The sequence below is a fragment of the Mucilaginibacter paludis DSM 18603 genome (assembly GCF_000166195.2).
Lineage (GTDB): Bacteria > Bacteroidota > Bacteroidia > Sphingobacteriales > Sphingobacteriaceae > Mucilaginibacter > Mucilaginibacter paludis.
In genome coordinates this window covers 2,880,753-2,900,604 of the sequence record NZ_CM001403.1, presented here as the reverse complement: position 1 = coordinate 2,900,604, position 19,852 = coordinate 2,880,753, and the positions used below count along the sequence as shown (strand labels likewise).

The window sequence follows — 19,852 nt, the reverse complement described above, 5'->3', positions numbered from 1 at the left end:
AGCATTTGCTGCGGGCTGATACCGGACGGTATGGTTTTACCAATGCAAACAAACATTAACGGATGCCATAGGATTGTAAGATCATACACCATTGCCAGCCTCCTTTCGTTGAGCCAGCCGGTAATTGTATATTGCCAAGATTAAACCAGGCAGTTCACAGGCTAATTTGTTGAGTTGTTCAGGTGTAAGGTCGCTGATATGCCTCCCGTTGCCGATCAAGCCAAATACAAACCACTTATGCAGCTCATCGTTAATGGCAGTATTATGAACGTGCTCGAATATGTCTTCTATGGCTTGTTCTTTGGCAGCGAGGCCGATTGATTTGAGGTTATGGATTTGGACATTGACAGTATATACGGTTTGGTTAAAATCAATCCCATCAGACTCCTGTACAATTAAGTGGATTTTACATTTTGATTTAGCAAGATTAGCTAAGCACTTTTTGAAAGGCAACAAAACCGTGTGCGCAAAACCTCTCTTTACCTCTCTAAGAAAGGCACGGGTTCTATTAAAGAATGTGGTTTGCATTTGCATTTGCATTTTACACTTGGTGAATGCCAACTTATTTATATCAACGCGTCATTTATTTGACTGATTGGATCACATTAATAAATACTTCACGCCTATAGCAAATATAAATAATTGATCTTATAAATCAATTATTTGATTTTATAAATCATTTAATTGATCTAATAAGAAATATAACTATCTGATTTTCAAGGATTTAATTTTAATTATATTTGATGGAATAAATAGTGGATGAGCGGAAACAAAAATAAGATTTACAGAATTGGGGCTGTTCTTGCAGATAAAGGAATAGATAACAAGGTCTTAGCCGAATTAATGGGTGTAAAACCAGAAACCGTTTCGAGATGGTGCAATAATGAAATTCAGCCCAAACCTGAGAATTTGTACAAGATAGCTCAGCTAACCAAAACTAATCTACAAGAACTGCACATTTCCACCACTGATTGGCCTTCAGGGCCGTCAGCAGCAGAACTTGCCCAAACGGAATATGATGCGAAGCAAAAGTCTGAACGCTTAAAAAACTTGAAAAATAAGAATAAAGAGTAGTTCAACTATTAAAAAGATTAAGAAACAAAATGATCAAAACCATCACCATAAAGAACTTTTTCGGGTTTAAAAACTTTGAGGCGAAAAGGTTGACCAATGTGAATGTTATCATCGGTGCTAATGATAGCGGTAAGACTGCCATATTAAAGTTATTTTATGGTATCTCTAAGTCACTGGAAGACTTCACGCAAAAAAACGCGCATAATCCCTCGCCTTATAAACGGTTACTTTCAGATAAGCTAATTAATACTTTTCAACCACGTAAAAATGGATTGGGTGAATTAGTGACAAAAGGTTCAGGCGAAAAATTGAGTGTTAATATCACTTATGAAGGTAGAAGTAAACAACAAATACAGTTTTCATTTGGCGACACCACGACTAATAGTATTGTAGATTGTACCGAAAATAATCATATCGAAAGTTTTGCCGATCAATACAACGCACTTTTTATCCCGGCAAAGGAAGTACTAACCGCTTTCGATGCAATAGCGCTGACGAGGGAACAATATAATATGATCGGGTTTGATGATACCTATTACGACCTTATTCTTGATCTTCGTGTTCCAACACAGCAGGGTAATGTTAATTCCGAACTAAGAAGTGTAAACAGTGACCTTGAAGCCTTATTTGAAGGGGTTATCACGCAAGGGCCAAAAGACAATCCTTTTATATTTAAAAAGGGAAAAACTGAATTTAGTATGCCCTTGACAGCTGAAGGTATCAAAAAAATCGGCATCCTTACTACCCTGATTAAAAACAGAAAACTGAGAAAAAACACAGTGCTCTTTATGGATGAGCCTGAAACAGCTTTGCACCCTAAAGCTGTACGTAATTTAGCCGAAATGATCGTATTAATGAGTAAGGCGGGCGTACAGGTTTTTATTACCACACATAATTATTTCCTCATTAAACAATTAGCTATTATTGCCAAAAGGGACAATACCGACATCAATTGTTTTTCTTTAAATAAAGTTCAGGGTCAGCCTATCGGTTACACATTAGGCAACATGAAAGATGGTTTACCTGAAAATCAGATCATTGATGAGGCCTTAGCAATGTTTAACGAAGAAATTATAAATTCTTTAGGTATATGATGCCGCATTCAGAAAATGGTGTTCAAGTGCATTTTCCAGATAATAATTATTTCTTTTTTGGAAATTGTGCCGCATATAAAGCAATTAGCGGCCATTCCGTTAAGGAGATGGATATATGCTGGCTGGACACCTCGTTAAATACACTTTGGTGCGTCGAACTAAAAGCATTTGATGACCCTAATAATCCTAAATTTTTTCAACGGGATTTAACAGACGGTAATATTGTTCAATATTGGATAGACGAACTGTATAAAAAGACGCTTCACACGTTATGTATGCTTGAAACTGACAGGTCTAACACGAATGCGTGCGTAGTTCAGGGCATCACCGATCAAACGATTTTTAAATTGGTACACCTGATTAACGTCATGCCAGGTCAGGAAACGCTTTTACAATTTATTCAGGATGAACTAAGAATCATGTTGAAACCAATCTTAGCCATTTATAATGTTCACTCATTAACCGTTATTCCTTATTCTCTGGCCAAAAATAAAGCTATCCTTCCTTGGATTGTATAATAACATTATTGTGCCTAAATGAGATCAATTGATGTTTGGCCAAATTGAAGTTATCTTATGATGATAATATAGAAACATGCTACCCAAACGCAAATCTTTAACTTTAAGGAAATTCCGGCTTTAATACTTACAATCCCTTATATCAGCTTTCCGGGCATTAACAAATATGCGCTATCAGAAATTTGAAATGCGATTTGCGCGTCATGGAAGATATTGTTAAAACAGCCTATTCGGGTTTGTGATGTCGGTAGTTTTTTTATTTTAGGGGATGGTTCTATACTTTTATATTGTTAAATGTGGTTTCATCAGAGATTTGCTTGTCTAGTGTAACCAACATGGTTGCGACATTCTCCAGTGTGCTAAAGAGTGACTTAATGAGAGCGATGCAACCAGCAATAGCTATAAACTTCGGGGCGAAAAAGTTTGAAGAATAAAGTCGTTATTCATGAAATTTTCTATTGCGGGTATGTTTATTTAGAAGCGCTCGCATTGATTGTATTTTCTCTTAAAGTAATATGTATTTGCGCAATTGATTCTGAACACAGCCGTACAACCTACATCAACAACACTTTCCAGGCATCGATTACGCGGCCGTCTTCTAATAAAAGCTTGGCTTTCAAATGCAGGGATGTGGTGCGATCTTGGCTGTCAAGGCTTCCATTAAGCATTTCCTTAATTTCATCGCTTTTTCTAAAAACTTCTATCTCCTCAACAGTTGGTAGCGTTTTAATAAGTCCCAATAACCCCAAATTATTCCCGGTTAATACCTTAGAATTTTTAATCGCTTCAGGAAAAGCATCTACGCCGATTCCTAAACCAGTGTTATCTATCGGTTTGGCAATTTTAAATAAATTATCGCGGGTCACTCTACAGTACCAATCACCCCCCAAACGAGCCACTAAATCTATTTTATAAGGGTCGATTTTTCCATTTGCGTCTAAAATATCTTCATTTACATGAACTCTTTTCAATTCTGCAATGACTAAATTTCCTGCTCCTCCGTTTTTCCCTAACGCTATTACATCATTAACTACACACTCCAATTGAACAGTCGATTCAGCAACTCTGGGCGGCTTTACCGTTTCTGATGCCAATTCAGTAAAGCCTGCTTTTGAAAACTCATTCACTCCCCTCGGATAGTCTTTACTGGTTAGATATGTCTGCTGGACCATATCATAATTCACGATATTAATCACACATTCAGGTACATCCAAGACGTTTTCAAGTGTGTGCTTAGTGTTGTTATCACGCCCCTTGTTTGATGGCGAAAAAACGCATATTGGTGGATCGACACTAAATACATTAAAAAAACTAAACGGACTTAAGTTAACATCTCCGTTTTTATTAACAGTGGACGCAAAACATATCGGACGGGGTGCAATGGCATGGTGCAAAAAAACTTGCATTTCGGTTGGAGTTATTGATGACGCATCAAAAGTTTTTAACCTCATAAAATTGGGGATTAACGTGAGTTTGGCAGGAGAAAAAGTATATATAAGAATAAAGGCATACGATCTTATTCGCAAAATGATAGACAATCAGGATTAAAACTTCAATCATTTTGGACTGTAAAATAAAATTAGAGATTTTTTTGTATACCAGGTAACTTTTGAAAAAAACTAGCTTAAAAGTTTGAAAATCGATTGTCAAGAACCATTGTTCAAAGAAAAGCAGACTGACGACTTTAAGTGAATTTGTGAAGAATAATTAGGCTTGATGAAAATTACTTATTTTTTTATTAATAATTTATAATAATATTCCGAATTGTTGTAAATTGCAAAAAATCTAACCTAAATGTCACACAAATTCCAACTCACAAAAAAAGTATTAGGATACTTTAAATGGCAAGCTCGAGCTTACTACCTCAATCTAAAATCACTTATGGTAAGTAAATTCGTACTGGTAATGCAAGACTTAATACCTACCAAATGAAGCTTAAAGTGAGCTTATTATCATTGAATAGTAATCCCTAACACTTAATAATCAAGAGATTAACATCTTTTACATCCTTGATTTCGCAAGAATTGCCTTAGCTGCTTCTCTCTTCTATTAACATGTATAAAAATAAAAAAAAAAGTGAAAGAAGATATTATTAAAAATATAAAAGTATGGGCTGATGGTGAAGTAGATGTTAAGTCTATATTAATAATAGGTTCATCAGTTAGAGAACTGCACAAAAGTGACAAATATTCAGATTTAGATCTTATAATTTTTACAACCGATCCTTTTAAATACGAGAAATCGTGGACATGGATAAACGAAATCTACAAACCAGCTTCATATCACAACGGATTTGAAATCTCAAAGGGAACTTTTGTAAAGAGGATTTTCTTTGAAAATGAAGTTGCTGTTGATATTACATTTTTAAGTTCAAAATTAATGTCAGCGATATACGTATATGCAATATTAAAAGAAAAAGCAAATTACGTTTTAACAATATTGAGAAAAAAAAAGATAAAAGAGATAGAGAACCAAATTCTAAATTTCACATACTACCTACATAGAGGTTATCATTTTATTGTTGACAAGAACAGTTCAGAGCAAAAAGTTAATAAGATTATAAATCAGTGTGGGTACAAAACAGAATACTCATATGAATTAAAAGATTTCGAGATAGTCTTAAATCGCTTTTGGCAAAATGCTTACAGAATGGCATATAAAATAAGCAGAAATGAATTGTTTTCGGCAAAATTGGAGATTGAGCCTGAAATGAAACTAGACTTACTTAATATCATTTCAATATATGCCAAACACGTGAATGGTGATAATTATGAAACCTGGCATAAAGGTAAATTCATTGAAAAATGGGCAGACCCTGTAATTGTTGAAAAACTGAAATCAATTTACGGTGAATATAATGTTATGAGTTCATGGAGATCATTAAAATCGACTACTGACTTATTTATCTATATCTCAGATCTGCTCTACAGCAGTAATAAATTTAATACCATAAATAAACCACAATCTGTTTTTAGTAAATGGATTATGGAAATCGAACAAACCAATACAGCTATAACCAATTAAAAAGAAAGTGGACAAATCTTACATATTTAACTTTTTAAACAGCATGTTTTATAAGTTAATTCTTCGCAGCCTGATTATTTTTTTATCTCTTTTGCCACTGAGCTATGTTATATTTTCGAATTCAACCCACAAAATAATACTTTTTCCATTACTGCTTATTTCGACTCCATTTTCGATAATCATTCTTACTGGAATTTTATTAAAAATACATCCAACGATCAAAAACGAAGCAATCGAACCGGGTACAAAGAAGTTCTTTTATTGGTTAAACAAAAACTTCATTCATGAATTTGTTTGCAGTTCTTCATTCCTGAATAATTTGACAAATAGAATTGATTTTTTAAGGATATTTTATTACAAATTATGCGGTATCAAAAACCCCTTACTTGTTATTATTGCTCCTGATGTAAAGTTTTTAGACCCTTATTTGTTGGTCTTAGGTAAGAAAATTTTTATTGGCTACGGCACTATTATAAGTGGACACATAATTCAAGGGCGAAAACTTCTTGTTGATTACGTTAAAATTGGTGATAACGTAAGAATTGGAGCCTCTTGCTTTATCTCTTGCGGAGTAGAAATACAAGAAAGCACGATGATTGGTTTTGGAGTTAAAATTGGAAGCAATTGTAAAATTGGGAAAAATGTTATTATCTCTTCGGAAACAACTATTGATGACAATGTCATAATTGAAGACAATGTAATAATAGGTAAGTTCTGTATTGTTGGTAAAAACTCAATTATAAAAAATAAAAGTGTCGTATCCTTTAACCAAATTATAAAACCAAGATCAATCATTGATTTTAGGAAAAATAAATAAACCAAACCTTACCGCGCAATGAAGAACTTCGATTTATCATCACCTGATTTCAATACTATAAGGTATGAGATATATAAAGAGCTAAGAGCAGAAGAACCAGTATATTGGTATAGTAACATGAATTCCTGGCTAATAACCAGATACGATGATATTATGAAGCTATTAAAGTCTGATTTAGTTACAACTAATCACCTCGTCAATGATAAGTTAATCAATATACAAGATCCAGATCCGCTTATCATAGATATAACTAATGTCTTAAAAAGTTGGATGATATACAATGAAGCCCCTGCGCACACAAAGTTCAGAAAATTCATGAACCATGTTTTTGTACACGAAAATATACAAAAAGTTAGGCCACTCATTAAGGACCTTGTCAGGAAAAGAATGGCAGAGTGCGATTTAATGAATGGATTTGATTTTGTTAATTCTGTTGCAAACCCAATTTCTGCAGAGATTTTAAGAATATTATTAGGATTAGAGGAAATTGAACTCGATAAATTTTTTGCATGGTCAGATTCAATAGCCACATTTATGCAAGATTTTGTCGTTTCACCAACGCCTAACATACAAATTGCTCAAGGCGCCGCAAATAGTCTGCTCGAAATGAAATTAGCCTTTCTTGAGGCGATTGAGCGTCGAAAATTATCACCAAAATTGGATTTACTAAGTGGATTAGTTGAAGGGCTTAATAATCCAACAAGTGGCATCACAGAAGACGAAGTGGTGTATCAATTAATCCATTTAATTTTTGGAGGCCATAAGGTGCCTCAGTATCTACTAGGCAATAGCCTTCATTGTATCTTAACCAATCCAGATGCCTATAATTTACTTATAAATAACAAGGAAGAATATATTCCACTCCTCATTGAAGAAGTAATGAGATTCGAAGCACCTATTCAATTCATTACGCGCCACGCAAAGGAAGACATCTTTATTCATGGAAAAAAGATTAAAAAAGGAGATTCTGTCTACTTAATGTTGGGCTCAGCGAATAGAGATGAAACGGTTTTCAAAAATCCAGAGATATTCAATCTTGAAAAAAGAAACAGACGACATATATCATTTGGCGGAGGAATTCATGCATGTCTTGCGGCAGGACTAGTAACGGAGGAGATAAAAGAAATATTCTCGCAATTTTTTAATGGGGTCAAGGAAATTAGACCGCTTTATGATTTAAATAATCCTGTTTGGAGCAAGAATTCAACATTTCATGGAATCGAACAACAATATATATCAATTAACTAACTCCCCATCCATCAAAAATATGTTTGAACAATCAGCAATATTTGGTGATTTTCCAATCCGGGAAATATATTTAGGTGCGCTTGTTCAGCGTCTATGTGAAATTCCACAATTACTTCCAATAAATTCTTTTGAGAATACCAGGAATAGATATCAACATGTTAAAAATATGGTTAATATTCTGGATGTATTGTCAAAGTCGGAGTACAATAAGAAAATTTATGATGAATATTTTTGGAAAGATGTTGCGATGGGAATAATTATGCATGACATTGGACATTCGCCATATGGACATGCTGGTGAGAGGGCCATAGAAAAATACTTGATCAATGAAAGAAAGTTTTCAAATTCTATTCAATCAGAAAGGCTTTTATTTCATAAATATGCTAGTGTTGGACAAATAACAAATAAAGGAAACATATTCGATACACTACCAATTAAGCCATTTATCAGATTTAAAGACTTCCGTCTAGATTGTAATGTATCCGTTCTGGTAGATTTTATTGATGATTTGGAGAATGTAATTGGTGATTTACAAGACTTATGGATCGCCTTTGGTGATGATCGTGCGCAGAAGTTGTTTAATTACCATTTTCATTTTAGCCATATAGCAGACGATATTACTAAAACAGGTATAGAATATCTTATATACAAATGTGTTAAACTTAATGTGAATAATTTATGTGATGATATATTATTAGATTCTAATAAAATTCACTCCGAGTTAAAATATTTAAAAACACAAATTCGATTATTTTCTGAAAAGTATGAATGTATTGCACACTACGATACAGTCGGAGAGGATATCGTATCTAAAATTTTAACCTACACAGAAAACACGTTAAAGTCAGAATATGTGTTTAATGATGAAAACATCAAGGACGTTACGTCTGATATCGTTGCATCAATGTCATTATTAAATATTAAGAATCATCTGAAATTATCTTTTGAGAGTCATTTGAGTATGATTTAGATGTTTCGCTTTGTTAAACCCGAGAGAAGTTTGCCATTTTTTCTACACGACAAAATATAACAATAGCCATTATATGAGAAGTAAGGCTATTTAGACTGCGATTAGTTCAAGCTTATAACACGATTATAAGTTAGGTTGTAAAATTTTAAGGACAAAACATTATTTAAAAAGGATGATCATTTGCGGAATTAAATTAACACATGACGGAGCGGTGGCTCTTATTGATAATGGAAAATTGATTTTTTCTTATGAAATGGAAAAAATTGAGAATAAGCCAAGACACTCTGACTTTGAGATTACCTTATAAAAGTTAGAAGACATTTTGTTATCTCACGGTTATAGTTTCAAAGATATTGACAGGTTGGTTATTGACGGTTGGGATTTTTATACCATAAATGCCCATTTACCTTTCGATCAGCACGAACAGCTGTCTTTTGAAATAAAAATAAATAAAGAGAAGTCGCTTACGATTAATAAGCTAGCTGCTTACGGACATCTTGTAAAAGAAACAGAAAATATCTTAAAGCAGGAAACTTTTGAAGTTTCCGAGCTCGGTTTAGCTTATAAAAGCTATAAACATGTTTCTAGTCACGTTTTTGCCGCTTATTGTACTAGCCCATTTGCAAAAAGTGGAGAAGATTCATATATCTTAGTATGGGACGGCGGGATGCCTCCGCAATTATTTTATTACAGATATGAGGAAAATAAGGTAGAGAATTTGGGTTGGCTTTTTCCCTTTATGGGATATATGTATATAACTTTTTCGCACGAATTTGAGCCATTTAATAAACTAAATGATCATCTATCAGTGGCTGGCAAAGTCATGGCCTATGTTGCATTAGGAAAACTTGACGCAATGATTATGGGTAAATTTAGAGAAATTTATAAGGAATTGATTGAGGGTGTGGACTCGTTTACTATGAGTATCGATCAGGTAATGAAAATCACCAATGAGTTTACCAGGCGATCTAAAGAATTTTGCGATTCCGAAAAGCTCTTACATGCAAATATGCTGGCTACATTTCAGGTCTTTTTGCAAGAATTATTGATTGAAAACCTGACACGAAAGGTAAAAGAGAAACCTACCCTGGTGAAAAATCTATGTTTTTCAGGCGGTAGTTCGCTGAATATTAAATGGAACAGTGGCATAAGGAACAGGGGGATTTTTAACTCGATGTGGGTTCCCCCTTTTCCAAATGACGCAGGGAGTGCTATTGGAACGGCATGCTGTGAAATGATTGTTAGTGATAATATAAGGTCCTTGGAATGGAGTGTTTATAGTGGCCCTCCTGTTATGGATATTAACCACACAGAATCAGAATATCTATTCAACGACTGTACACTGGAAGAATTAGCTAAGATATTATTTGAATACAATGAACCGGTAGCCTTTATTAATGGATCAGCAGAAATGGGGCCGCGATCTCTCGGAAATAGGAGTCTTCTTTCTCCCGCTGTTAGCCCTGATATGAAGAAATTGCTGAATGAGATGAAAGGGCGTGAAGATTATCGTCCAGTAGCCCCGATATGTCTGGAGGAATATGCAATGGAAGTATTTAATCCTGGTGTGCCAGATCCTTACATGTTATATGAGCATATGGTAAGAATAGATTGGAAAGACAAAGTTCCAGCAATTTGTCACTTGGATGGAACAGCGAGGCTTCAAACCGTAAATAGCAATCAGAATCCCACAATCTATGAATTGCTCACCCATTACAAAAAATTAAGTGGAATTCCATTGTTATGTAATACAAGCGCAAATTTTAACGGTAAGGGATTCTTTCCGGATATAAACAGTGTAATGAAATGGGGTAAGGCCAATTACATTTGGAATGACGGCCGTATTTATTTTAAGAAAAATTCCCCGTATTCGAAAAATGTATCAAAAATGAATGGTGGTTATGTAAAAAATACTGTGAGTCAATGATTTAATTAGTCGTTCCTCAAAAAGGGAGTTAAAATTTGGTCGGATTCTGATGATCTACAATAAGGATTTTTTCTACACTTTCCGCATTCAACAAATGATCAAATGTGCCCAATTGGGGCCAAGATAGTTATCCCTGAACCCATAAACAACCTGTAAGTAGGTTCTGCTGAGAAAGCTGTCCATCAATTTACGACTGCCAAAATTAGAAAAGAAATCATTTATTAATATGCCAAACAGCGGGATAATCCGCCGTTTGGCATATTGAGCTATCGGACCTATTACCATTTCACTTCATGTGCTTGTCCGTCAACAGATAAACAAAGATCATAAATACCAATGTCAGTATACACCAAATTACCCTGGTCAATACCGCCTTGACATATTCTACACTCCTGATCTGTTCAGGAAATAACGTTAGCCGAAGCTGCCGGGTAATCGGGATTGGCCTCTTTTCAATAGTTTGGTTAATATTGGTCAGCCTTCTATCCAACGTAGCATTGACTTCCGACAAATCAGGCTTGGGGGCTTGTATAATAATGCTTTTAAATTTCGCTTCAAAATTGCTCAATAAAGCCTGGGTCAGTTTTTCTTTCTCTAACAATAATTTGTCTTTCTGCTCTACTTGGCTTTGGTGCTTTTTAATAAAATCGTTAATGTCCTTCAATTCCTGTACATGATCACTCAGTACGTCTTTTAATGTTGTTTCATCCATTGGGGTTTCTTCGTTTGGTTTCATGATGTCATTTTTAATTAGTTCATAATTCTGTTCAGTTCAATTAAGCATAGCTTAACGGCCTATGCCTTGGCTATACCGATGTACCTGCTCTTGTTCCTTTTCCCGCTCTTGCTGTTTCTTTAAATCCTCCTGCTGCTGTCTTAATAATTGCGCCAGCGTGTTTTGTTCCTGCTGCCGCTGTAAAAGCTGTTCCTGTTTCAGCTTCTTTTCAATATCCATCAGGGCATAGCCCAACTGGCTGCCTTTAAAGCGGACGTGTTGCGCATCGGTAAAAGCGATACCCCGGCCCAACTCTACTTCGTAGCCCCGCTGCTCTATGTACTTTTTGACCTGCTGCACATTGGTACTTTGCTTGATGGCTGTTTGCAGGTGCTTTTTCAAGGTTTCTTTACGGTTATCAACCCGCTGGCTTTGCGCGACCCTTTGCTCTGGTTTTAAGAACTTATTCGGGCTTAACACCCGTTCTAATTTGTATTCCATTTCTACCTTCCGGGCGAACTCGGCCATATGCTTGTAGCTGTTGCTGTCACTGGCGGTCTTGCCGTCAAAGCCAATCCGGTTGGCGACCACATGCATGTGCTCGTGGTTTGTGTCCTTGTGCGCTACAACCACATACTGGTGATCTTTAAAATCGAACTTTTCGGCCAGTTTTTCCACCATGTCGATCTTATCCTGCAAGCCCAACTTCCCGGCATCGCGGTGGGCGAAGCTTAAGGAAAAGTGAAATACCGGCTTGGATTGATCTGGGTTTAACTTGGCAACTTCGATCATCTCCCGCACCAGCTCCAGGCGGGTGCCGAAGCATTGATTATAAGCGATCACTTCCACCTGCTTCTTTTCCAGTTCCTGCATTTGCAGCTCTTTACTTTCCTGCCGCCTGCCCTCAAAAAGATAATGCAGTACGCCCCGAAAACTTTTACCTGTGCCAACTTTCCCGATCATGATACATAGGCGTTAATGTTCTTAACTAAGCTCCGCAGGCTTCGTACATCCTGGTCGAGCAAAGCTCTTTCAATTGCATTCAGGTCGTCGCCCCGGTTGCGCTTCCTTGCGATCTGATTGAGGTTTGCAGCGATGTGATTGAGCGTACCCCGCATTTCCAAAACCGGCTTCGGCAGGGTCTTGACCTTAACCTCGATTCGCGTATTCAATCCCAGGTTCCGCAGGAAAACCGACGGGTTCATGCCGACGCGCTTCGCGTTGGCTTCAATGATCTTTTTCTCGATGAGTGTGCACATCACGCTCACGGCAGCCCGCCGCTTATGCGGCACACTCGGCCTGCCACCTTTATTCACCCGGCCCACCTGGGCTGGGTGTTTTGTAGTTATTGTCTTTTTAACAGCACCTTCCATAAGCTTTAATTCGTTAAAAAATCTTCAAAAAAATCCCCCCGAATGCGATAGCATGAGCGGGGGCCAGCAAGTTTCGGCATGGCCGAAACATAGCTGGCTCCGCTGACAGGCCAAGGGCCTGTTCCGCTACCCGGCTGTATCGCTGTGGCGATACTCCGGGGCTGTTGATGCAGCACCTTTGGGTGCTGCCCCGCCAAAAGCGGCTTGCCGCTTTCGCGGTTCTACGGTGATCGCAAGCGATCACCGTACTGTTCAAAACGGTGGCACCAAAGGTGCCGCCCGTTTGCTCCGGCGGCTTGCCGCCGGTACTGTTTTGCACCCGCTTGCGGGTGCCGGGCTTTTGATGCGGCACCCCCTGGTGCGGCATCGGTGTGCATTGGAGTTATTAAATAGCTGGTTACACAATCACCCGGTACATGCTAACCGGTTATTTTATATTTACATATCCAGCTATTTTATATCACGCTATATTTTCACATCCACCTGCGGGTGTCCCATCGGTGGTGCCTCCATCGGTATTGCATTTTATACACCACACTATCAGGGTGCACGTACAGGGCTACCGTCAAAAAGCCACTGGCTTTTTGACGGGCTTATAACAGGCTTTAAGGACATCCATTCAATAGCATGGCAATTGATGGGCTTCCGGGATTTAATGCGCTCCATCGGCCTTAAAATGCTTTAGCTTTTTTATTGTTGGTTGCCAGATGCTGTACTGCATCTTCCCTGATCTCATCTGCTGTTTTCTTCCGGCCTGACTTGATCCATTCGGTGAGTTCCGAACGGTAGAAATACAGACGCTTCCCGCGCTTATTCACCGGAATTTCTTTACGACATACTTTACTGTAAACGGTCGGGACGGCCAGGTCTAAAAATTCGGCGGCCTTAGTGATGGGCATCAATTCTTCTTGCTCAGGTGATTGTTCCTGCTGACTAATTAAAAGCTGCTCGATGTTGTCGAGTTTGATCTGTATTTGTGTTACCGCCTCGGGTAACTGGTCAAAGGTGAGCGTGTCTTTCATTGCGCATTAATTTTGTTTAATGCTGCAATGGTAGGGGCTTGTTTTGCTGGGTTACAAGGGGCTAAGCAGTAACCCCGCGCTTACCCCCTCATTTTTTTGCTATTTTTTGCTGCGGGGAGTGGGAAGGATGAAAAATTTATCTTCCTTGTGTTCAATTTTTAGAATGGGGGATTTGCAAGGACGGGTTTTTTCTGAGATCAGGCTATGTAAATAACCCTCCGGTAATTCCCTGGGTTCAGATTGTGGGGATAGGTAGGTAAACTTTGGAGCTATCCATTTTTCTAGGTCAATTTTCCGGCAGCCTACGATCAGGTTGGCATCATAGAGTTGCTTAAAGGCATCGGATAGTTGGGTTGCTGAACCACGAAACAGCAAAGGACTGGCGGGAGCCTCGTCATTTAATAATAGTTTTTCCAGCGCGGGATGTTCTTCGGGAATAAAATACACTTTAAATAGGTCAAACAGTTGTTCCGCTGCACCAGGTTTAAAGGTTGGATAGTAGCCAACTACTTTTGCCGCTATTGCCTGTTCTTCGTTTATTTCCGCTTGATCGAAGACTTCTGCACCGTTTCCAATTTCTGATTCCTCATTTTCTATTTCCGATTTGGTAATGGTATCCGGCTGAACAGGTTCTTCATTCTTTGCCACTTCGTGTTTTTCCCTTTTTGCATTCAGCCATTCTTTAAATTCAGCTTCAGACCTCTTCGGCTTCAATGCGGTTTCCGTGGCATAGATCAGCTCCATCAGGAATTTTTCCCGCAACTTGACAGATTCGCCCAGGTCTTCTGCGAACTTGCCGCTAATTTCTATCTCTGCGCTGGCAGGTTGCAAGCCATTGACAACAAATAAATATTCCAGCCTGACGGAAAAAACAAAGGAGCGGCTATAAGCTTTTGTCATCTCGGAATAGTGATCATGGTAACTTCGCCAAAAATCCTTAAAGCGTTCGCGAACTTTGGCCAATTCGGCCAGTTGGAGCTGGATACGCTCTTTATCTAAAGTCATCAGGTCTATAAAGGCCATATCTTTCAATACCCTTAGTTCACTACGGTAAGAAAAACTATCATAGTATTGGGTCTGGTGGCTCAGGTCGTAGACCTTAACATGCTTTTTTTCATTCGTACCCCATTCCATGTGAATATCGTCCTCAATCACACGCAGGTCGAATGTCTGGATGCGGGTTAGAAACTCTTTAAGATGCTGCATAGCCAGGCAGATTTTAATAAGTAAATTTAAGGAATTATAGCCTAAAGGCAAAGAGACCCATGTTGTTCTATAGAGTGAAAATTCCATTCAGGTATCCGTTCGCTATGAGAAATACCTGAAACTATACAATAAACTAAGTGACGGTAGACAAATTGAGTGATAGTAATCGGGTTTTCAATCAATATCTTCCTTGAGTTTGTTTAGTAATTAAAATATCAAAAAAAAGCCCCGCATTGTAAGGCGAGGCGGCTTAAATGTTTTCACAACGGAATAATCCTTATTGTGATTTGCTTTCAATTTCAAATGTAATAGTTTTCGGCCTATTTAAAATACGGGAAACCGTATTTGTTTGATGTTTTTTCTTTTTAGATTTATGGAACGAGAAGAATTACAACTATGAAGAATATTTTAGGTCTGGATCTTGGTACAAATTCAATTGGTTGGGCCTTAATTGAAAAGGATACAGATCAAAAAAACGGCAACATACTTGGTACGGGTAGCCGCATCATTCCGATGAGCCAGGACATCAAAGATGAATTTGGCAAGGGCAATTCTATTTCTCAAACAGCAGACCGAACAAAATTCAGAAGTGTACGAAGACTTCGTGAGCGGCATTTGTTACGTAGGGAACGCCTGCATCGGGTTTTAAATGTGCTGGGCTTTTTACCAAAGCATTACGCCGATCAAATTGACTTCAAGAAACGTCTAGGGAAACTTGTTAATGAAACTGAACCTAAACTGGTTTATGACAACAAAAACTTCATCTTCAAAAAATCGTTTGAAGCGATGTTATCCGATTTTAATCAACACCAGCCACTGCTGTTAGCAGATGGCAAGAAAGTTCCTTTTGATTGGACAATTTATTACTTGCGAAAAAAAGCCTTAACCGAAAAAATTGAAAAGGAAGAACTCGCCTGGTTGATCTTAAATTTCAATCAAAAACGGGGATATTATCAATTACGTGGTGAAGAGGAAGAGGAAAATCCCAATAAAATGGTCGCTTTTCATTCGCTTAAAATTGTTGAGGTGATTGCCGACGAAAGTCAAAAGGGCAAGGCAGAAACCTGGTATTCGTTAATATTGGAAAATGGATGGATCTATCGAAGATCCAGCAAAACGCCTTTATACGATTGGAAGGGTAAACAGCGTGATTTTATCGTTACTACAGATCTAAATGATGACGGAAGTATTAAAACCGACAAGGAAGGGCTGGAAAAAAGAAGTTTCAGAGCACCGGTAGAAGATGACTGGACTTTAGTAAAAAAGAAAACAGAACAGGAAATTAACCGCTCCCATAAAACGGTCGGTACTTATATCTACGAAAACTTACTGCAAGATCCGAAGCAAAAAATTAAAGGAAAATTAGTCCGCACCATTGAGCGTGAGTTTTATAAAGATGAATTAAAGATGATTCTTAAAAACCAGCAAAAGTTCCATCCCGAATTGAATGATGAGCATTTATATATTAATTGTGTAAGAGAATTGTATCGCAATAATCAGGCACATCAAACGATCTTAAGCAAAAAGGACTTTGTACATTTATTTATAGACGACATTATTTTTTATCAGCGACCGTTGCGAAGCCAGAAATCTTCCATCAGCAATTGTACGTTGGAATTTAGAAAGTACAAAAATGAAAATGGTACTGACCAAACGGATTATTTGAAAGCTATTCCAAAATCACATCCTTTGTTCCAGGAGTTTCGCCTTTGGCAATGGATCTACAACCTGGGCATATACCAAAAAGAAGATGATACAAATGTTACGGATGAGTTGATAAAGAATATTGACGGATATCAGGATCTGTTTGACTTTTTAAACAACAAAAAAGAGATCAGGCAAGATATCCTAATCAAGTTTTTGGTTGAACAAACGGGTTTAAAAGGAAAGCCCCTATCCTCAGTAGTTGCCAAATATCGCTGGAATTTCGTGGAAGATAAAATTTATCCTTGTAATGAAACAGGCACTCAGATTCGTACAAGATTAGCGAAAGTAGAAAACACGCCTGAAGATTTCTTGACTGCTGAAACGGAAATCAAATTATGGCACATTATATATTCTGTTAATGATAAAGCTGATTATGAAAAAGCGCTGAAGACCTTCGCCGAAAAGCACAATTTAGACACACATTCGTTCGTCGAAAACTTCAAAAAATTCCCGCCATTCAAAAGTGAATATGGATCATTCTCTGAAAAAGCGATAAAAAAATTATTGCCGTTAATCCGTTTGGGGAAATATTGGAGTTGGGAGAACATTGATAAGAAAACACAGGAAAGAATAGAAAAAATCCTGACTGGAGAATTTGATGAAGCCATCAAGAGCAGGGTTCGTGACAAGGCTATTCACCTTACAGAAGAAGATCACTTTCAAGGCTTGCAACTTTGGCTGGCCAGTTATGTGGTTTACGGCCGCCATTCTGAAGCTGATAATTTAGATAAGTGGCATACCGTAGCAGACTTAGAAGATTATCTTGCAGAGTTCAGGCAACATTCATTAAGAAACCCGATTGTAGAACAGGTGATAACCGAAACTCTTCGGGTAGTAAAAGATATTTGGCTGCAATATGGGCAGGGCGCAAAAGACTTTTTTAGTGAAATCCACATCGAATTAGCCAGGGAAATGAAAAACACCGGGGATGAAAGGAAACGGCTAACCTCTTTAGTTACAGACAATGAAAATACCAACTTACGAATTAAAGTACTATTGTCTGAATTGCTGAATGATGGAAATGTCGAAAATGTAAGGCCGTACTCTCCGATGCAACAAGAAGCACTGAAGATTTTTGAAGATGGCGTATTGAATTCTGACATCGAAATTGAGGATGATATTTTAAAAATCAGCAAAATGGCTCAACCTACAAATACCGAGCTAAAACGCTATAAATTATGGCTGGAACAAAAATACCGCTCTCCCTACACCGGGCAGATCATCCCTTTAAACCGATTGTTCACTGCTGATTATGAAATAGAGCATATCATACCACAGAGCAGGTTTTTTGACGATAGTTTTAGTAATAAAATAATTTGCGAATCCGCAGTGAACCAGCTCAAAGACAAGCAGCTCGGTTTGGAGTTCATTAAAAACCATAGCGGAACTATTGTGAAACTGGGCATGGGAAAAACCGCAAAAATCCTCGACGTAGAAAGCTACAACGAATTTGTAAAGGGGAATTACACTAAAAACATCAGTAAAAGAAACAAGCTGATGCTGGAAGAAATCCCGGATAAAATGATAGAAAGGCAACTGAATGATACCCGATATATCAGTAAGTTTATTATCTCCGCATTATCTAATATTGTCCGTAGCGAAAGCAATGATGATGGTTTCAACTCTAAAAACGTATTACCGGGCAATGGCAAAATCACTTCAAGGCTGAAACAAGATTGGGGAATGAATGATATTTGGAATGAATTAATACTACCACGTTTCGAACGGATGAACAAGATAACGGATTCTGCTGTATTTACTGCCTGGAACGAAAATAATCAGAAGTTTTTACCAATTGTTCCGTTGGAGTTTTCAAAAGGATTTCAAAAGAAAAGAATAGACCATAGGCATCACGCTTTGGATGCCCTGGTTATCGCCGCTTCAACAAGAGAACATATTAACTTACTGAATAATGAACATGCTAAATCAGATAAACGCTTTGACTTGAACCGAAAACTCAGAAAATTTGAAAAGGTTGCCTATAACGATCCGAAAACCGGGAAAAGAATAGAAAAAGAAGTGCCTACTATTTTTCTGAAACCCTGGGAAACCTTTACCGTAGATGCCAAAAACAGCCTGGAAAGCATTATAGTCAGCTTTAAACAAAATCTCCGGGTAATTAACAGAGCAACCAATTATTCTGAAAGCTATAATGATGAAAATGGCGCGTTGCGATTAGGGAAAGATGGTAACCCCCTAAAAGAGAAGATAAAACAAAGCAAGGGCGATAGCTGGGCAATCAGAAAACCCATGCATAAAGATTTTGTCTACGGAAAGGTTCATTTGCAAAATGTTAAACTACCTAAAGATAAATTCATTACAGCCATAAGAAAAAGTTTAGATGTCACCTTTGATCTAAAAAGAATAGAGACAATTACCGATACCGGTATTCAAAAGATATTGAAAAATTACTTGCATAGTAAAGAAAACAAGGTTGAATTAGCCTTTTCACCGGAGGGTATTGAAGATATGAATCAACATATTGAAAGGTACAACGACGGCAAGAAACACCAACCTATCCATAAAGTTCGTGTTTTTGAGATCGGTAGCCGATTCTCTTTAGGAGAGTCAGGTAACAAGAAAACCAAATTTGTGGAAGCTGCAAAAGGAACCAATCTTTTCTTTGCTGTATACCAGGATGATAATAAAGGCAAACGAAATTATGAAACCATTCCACTAAACATTGTGATTGAAAGACAGAAACTGGGTTTGCATTCCGTCCCAACAGAGGATGCCAAAGGCGGAAAACTATTATTCCATCTTTCTCCAAATGATATGGTATATGTTCCAACTTCAGAAGAGCTGGAAGATAATTTGGCATCGGTTAACATCAAACGTTTAAATACAGCGCAGAGAAAGAGAATCTATAAGGTTGAAAAGGCCAGCGGCGTTGAGTGTTATTTTATTCGGCAGGACATCGCTTACTTAATTAAAAATTACGATGCTAAAACTAAAATTGGTGAGTTGGAAAGTCAGAATAAATTGCAAACAACGATGACAGATGATAGATTAAAAATTACAGATGTGTGCGTCAAATTAAATATAGACAGGCTCGGTAGTATCGCTGAAACATTCCTGGGAAATCAGTATGGAGCTAGTAAAAAAACTTAATAAGCAACAAATTTATCCCGGTTAGGCCAATGGATTGACCTATTCG

At 37.5% G+C, this 19,852-nt stretch carries 17 protein-coding genes and 1 pseudogene; 11 read left to right on the top strand and 7 right to left on the bottom strand.

The features are described 5' to 3' along the window. Positions 1–81 precede the first annotated feature (81 nt). The gene (locus MUCPA_RS12120; RefSeq protein WP_157543885.1) at positions 82–528 is read right to left on the bottom strand and encodes a hypothetical protein; all 447 of its coding nucleotides are present in this window, start codon (positions 526–528) and stop codon (positions 82–84) included. Between the two features lie 231 nt (positions 529–759). Here MUCPA_RS12120 and MUCPA_RS36710 point away from each other — a divergent pair, with 231 nt between their 5' ends. Genes MUCPA_RS36710 through MUCPA_RS12105 form a run of 3 tightly spaced genes read left to right on the top strand, consistent with a single transcriptional unit; the run spans position 760 to position 2,686 of the window. After that, positions 760–1,074 (top strand): helix-turn-helix domain-containing protein, encoded by a 315-nt coding sequence (locus MUCPA_RS36710; RefSeq protein WP_008506669.1) that lies wholly within the window; start codon positions 760–762, stop codon positions 1,072–1,074. 29 nt (positions 1,075–1,103) lie between these two features. Beyond that, the gene (locus MUCPA_RS12110) at positions 1,104–2,168 is read left to right on the top strand and encodes an AAA family ATPase (protein WP_008506668.1); all 1,065 of its coding nucleotides are present in this window, start codon (positions 1,104–1,106) and stop codon (positions 2,166–2,168) included. After that, entirely contained in the window at positions 2,165–2,686 is a 522-nt protein-coding gene (locus MUCPA_RS12105) for a hypothetical protein (RefSeq protein WP_008506667.1), read from the top strand. Before MUCPA_RS12110 ends, MUCPA_RS12105 begins: the two co-directional genes overlap by 4 nt. A gap of 554 nt (positions 2,687–3,240) precedes the next feature. Here MUCPA_RS12105 and MUCPA_RS12100 read toward each other — a convergent pair. Beyond that, the gene (locus tag MUCPA_RS12100; protein ID WP_008506666.1) at positions 3,241–4,137 is read right to left on the bottom strand and encodes a flavin reductase family protein; all 897 of its coding nucleotides are present in this window, start codon (positions 4,135–4,137) and stop codon (positions 3,241–3,243) included. 625 nt (positions 4,138–4,762) lie between these two features. Between MUCPA_RS12100 and MUCPA_RS12090 the strand changes: the two genes are divergently transcribed. The 6 genes and pseudogenes from MUCPA_RS12090 to MUCPA_RS38845 all read left to right on the top strand — a co-directional run bounded on the left by MUCPA_RS12090 (position 4,763) and on the right by MUCPA_RS38845 (position 10,672). Then, positions 4,763–5,710: an aminoglycoside 6-adenylyltransferase gene (locus MUCPA_RS12090; RefSeq protein WP_008506665.1), complete on the top strand. Its 948-nt coding sequence runs from the start codon at positions 4,763–4,765 to the stop codon at positions 5,708–5,710. Positions 5,711–5,753: 43 nt separating this feature from the next. Continuing rightward, positions 5,754–6,527 (top strand): DapH/DapD/GlmU-related protein, encoded by a 774-nt coding sequence (locus MUCPA_RS36045; protein WP_008506664.1) that lies wholly within the window; start codon positions 5,754–5,756, stop codon positions 6,525–6,527. A gap of 18 nt (positions 6,528–6,545) precedes the next feature. Beyond that, positions 6,546–7,775: a cytochrome P450 gene (locus MUCPA_RS12080; protein ID WP_008506663.1), complete on the top strand. Its 1,230-nt coding sequence runs from the start codon at positions 6,546–6,548 to the stop codon at positions 7,773–7,775. Next, positions 7,741–8,745 carry a hypothetical protein gene (locus MUCPA_RS12075; protein WP_008506662.1) on the top strand — a complete coding sequence of 335 codons (1,005 nt, stop codon included), beginning with the start codon at positions 7,741–7,743 and terminating at the stop codon, positions 8,743–8,745. The genes MUCPA_RS12080 and MUCPA_RS12075 overlap by 35 nt, the downstream gene beginning before the upstream one ends. A 172-nt stretch (positions 8,746–8,917) precedes the next feature. Beyond that, positions 8,918–9,961: pseudogene (locus MUCPA_RS38850) on the top strand (carbamoyltransferase N-terminal domain-containing protein); the annotation flags it as partial. Between the two features lie 18 nt (positions 9,962–9,979). Beyond that, positions 9,980–10,672: a carbamoyltransferase C-terminal domain-containing protein gene (locus MUCPA_RS38845; protein WP_316928940.1), complete on the top strand. Its 693-nt coding sequence runs from the start codon at positions 9,980–9,982 to the stop codon at positions 10,670–10,672. A gap of 286 nt (positions 10,673–10,958) precedes the next feature. On the opposite strand, the gene MUCPA_RS12060 is transcribed toward MUCPA_RS38845, so the two are convergent. The 3 genes from MUCPA_RS12060 to MUCPA_RS12050 are packed head-to-tail and all read right to left on the bottom strand — an operon-like array spanning position 10,959 to position 12,760. Further along, on the bottom strand, positions 10,959–11,408 hold the full coding sequence (locus MUCPA_RS12060; protein ID WP_008506658.1) for a hypothetical protein: 450 nt from the start codon (positions 11,406–11,408) through the stop codon (positions 10,959–10,961). A 51-nt stretch (positions 11,409–11,459) separates the two neighbouring features. Continuing rightward, a complete protein-coding gene (locus tag MUCPA_RS12055; RefSeq protein WP_008506656.1) occupies positions 11,460–12,350 on the bottom strand; it encodes a relaxase/mobilization nuclease domain-containing protein in 891 nt (296 codons plus the stop codon). Beyond that, positions 12,347–12,760 (bottom strand): plasmid mobilization protein, encoded by a 414-nt coding sequence (locus MUCPA_RS12050; RefSeq protein ID WP_008506654.1) that lies wholly within the window; start codon positions 12,758–12,760, stop codon positions 12,347–12,349. The genes MUCPA_RS12055 and MUCPA_RS12050 overlap by 4 nt, the downstream gene beginning before the upstream one ends. Positions 12,761–12,986: 226 nt before the next feature. Between MUCPA_RS12050 and MUCPA_RS12040 the strand changes: the two genes are divergently transcribed. After that, positions 12,987–13,445: a hypothetical protein gene (locus MUCPA_RS12040; protein ID WP_157543884.1), complete on the top strand. Its 459-nt coding sequence runs from the start codon at positions 12,987–12,989 to the stop codon at positions 13,443–13,445. Here the strand turns inward: MUCPA_RS12040 and MUCPA_RS12035 are convergent. Both MUCPA_RS12035 and MUCPA_RS12030 read right to left on the bottom strand, forming a co-directional pair. Continuing rightward, on the bottom strand, positions 13,432–13,782 hold the full coding sequence (locus MUCPA_RS12035; RefSeq protein ID WP_008506651.1) for a helix-turn-helix domain-containing protein: 351 nt from the start codon (positions 13,780–13,782) through the stop codon (positions 13,432–13,434). The two genes, MUCPA_RS12040 and MUCPA_RS12035, sit on opposite strands and share 14 nt — an antisense overlap. Positions 13,783–13,881: 99 nt before the next feature. Continuing rightward, positions 13,882–14,988 (bottom strand): hypothetical protein, encoded by a 1,107-nt coding sequence (locus MUCPA_RS12030; RefSeq protein WP_008506650.1) that lies wholly within the window; start codon positions 14,986–14,988, stop codon positions 13,882–13,884. Between the two features lie 396 nt (positions 14,989–15,384). Between MUCPA_RS12030 and cas9 the strand changes: the two genes are divergently transcribed. Further along, the gene (cas9, locus tag MUCPA_RS12025) at positions 15,385–19,806 is read left to right on the top strand and encodes a type II CRISPR RNA-guided endonuclease Cas9 (RefSeq protein ID WP_008506649.1); all 4,422 of its coding nucleotides are present in this window, start codon (positions 15,385–15,387) and stop codon (positions 19,804–19,806) included. Positions 19,807–19,852 lie beyond the last annotated feature (46 nt).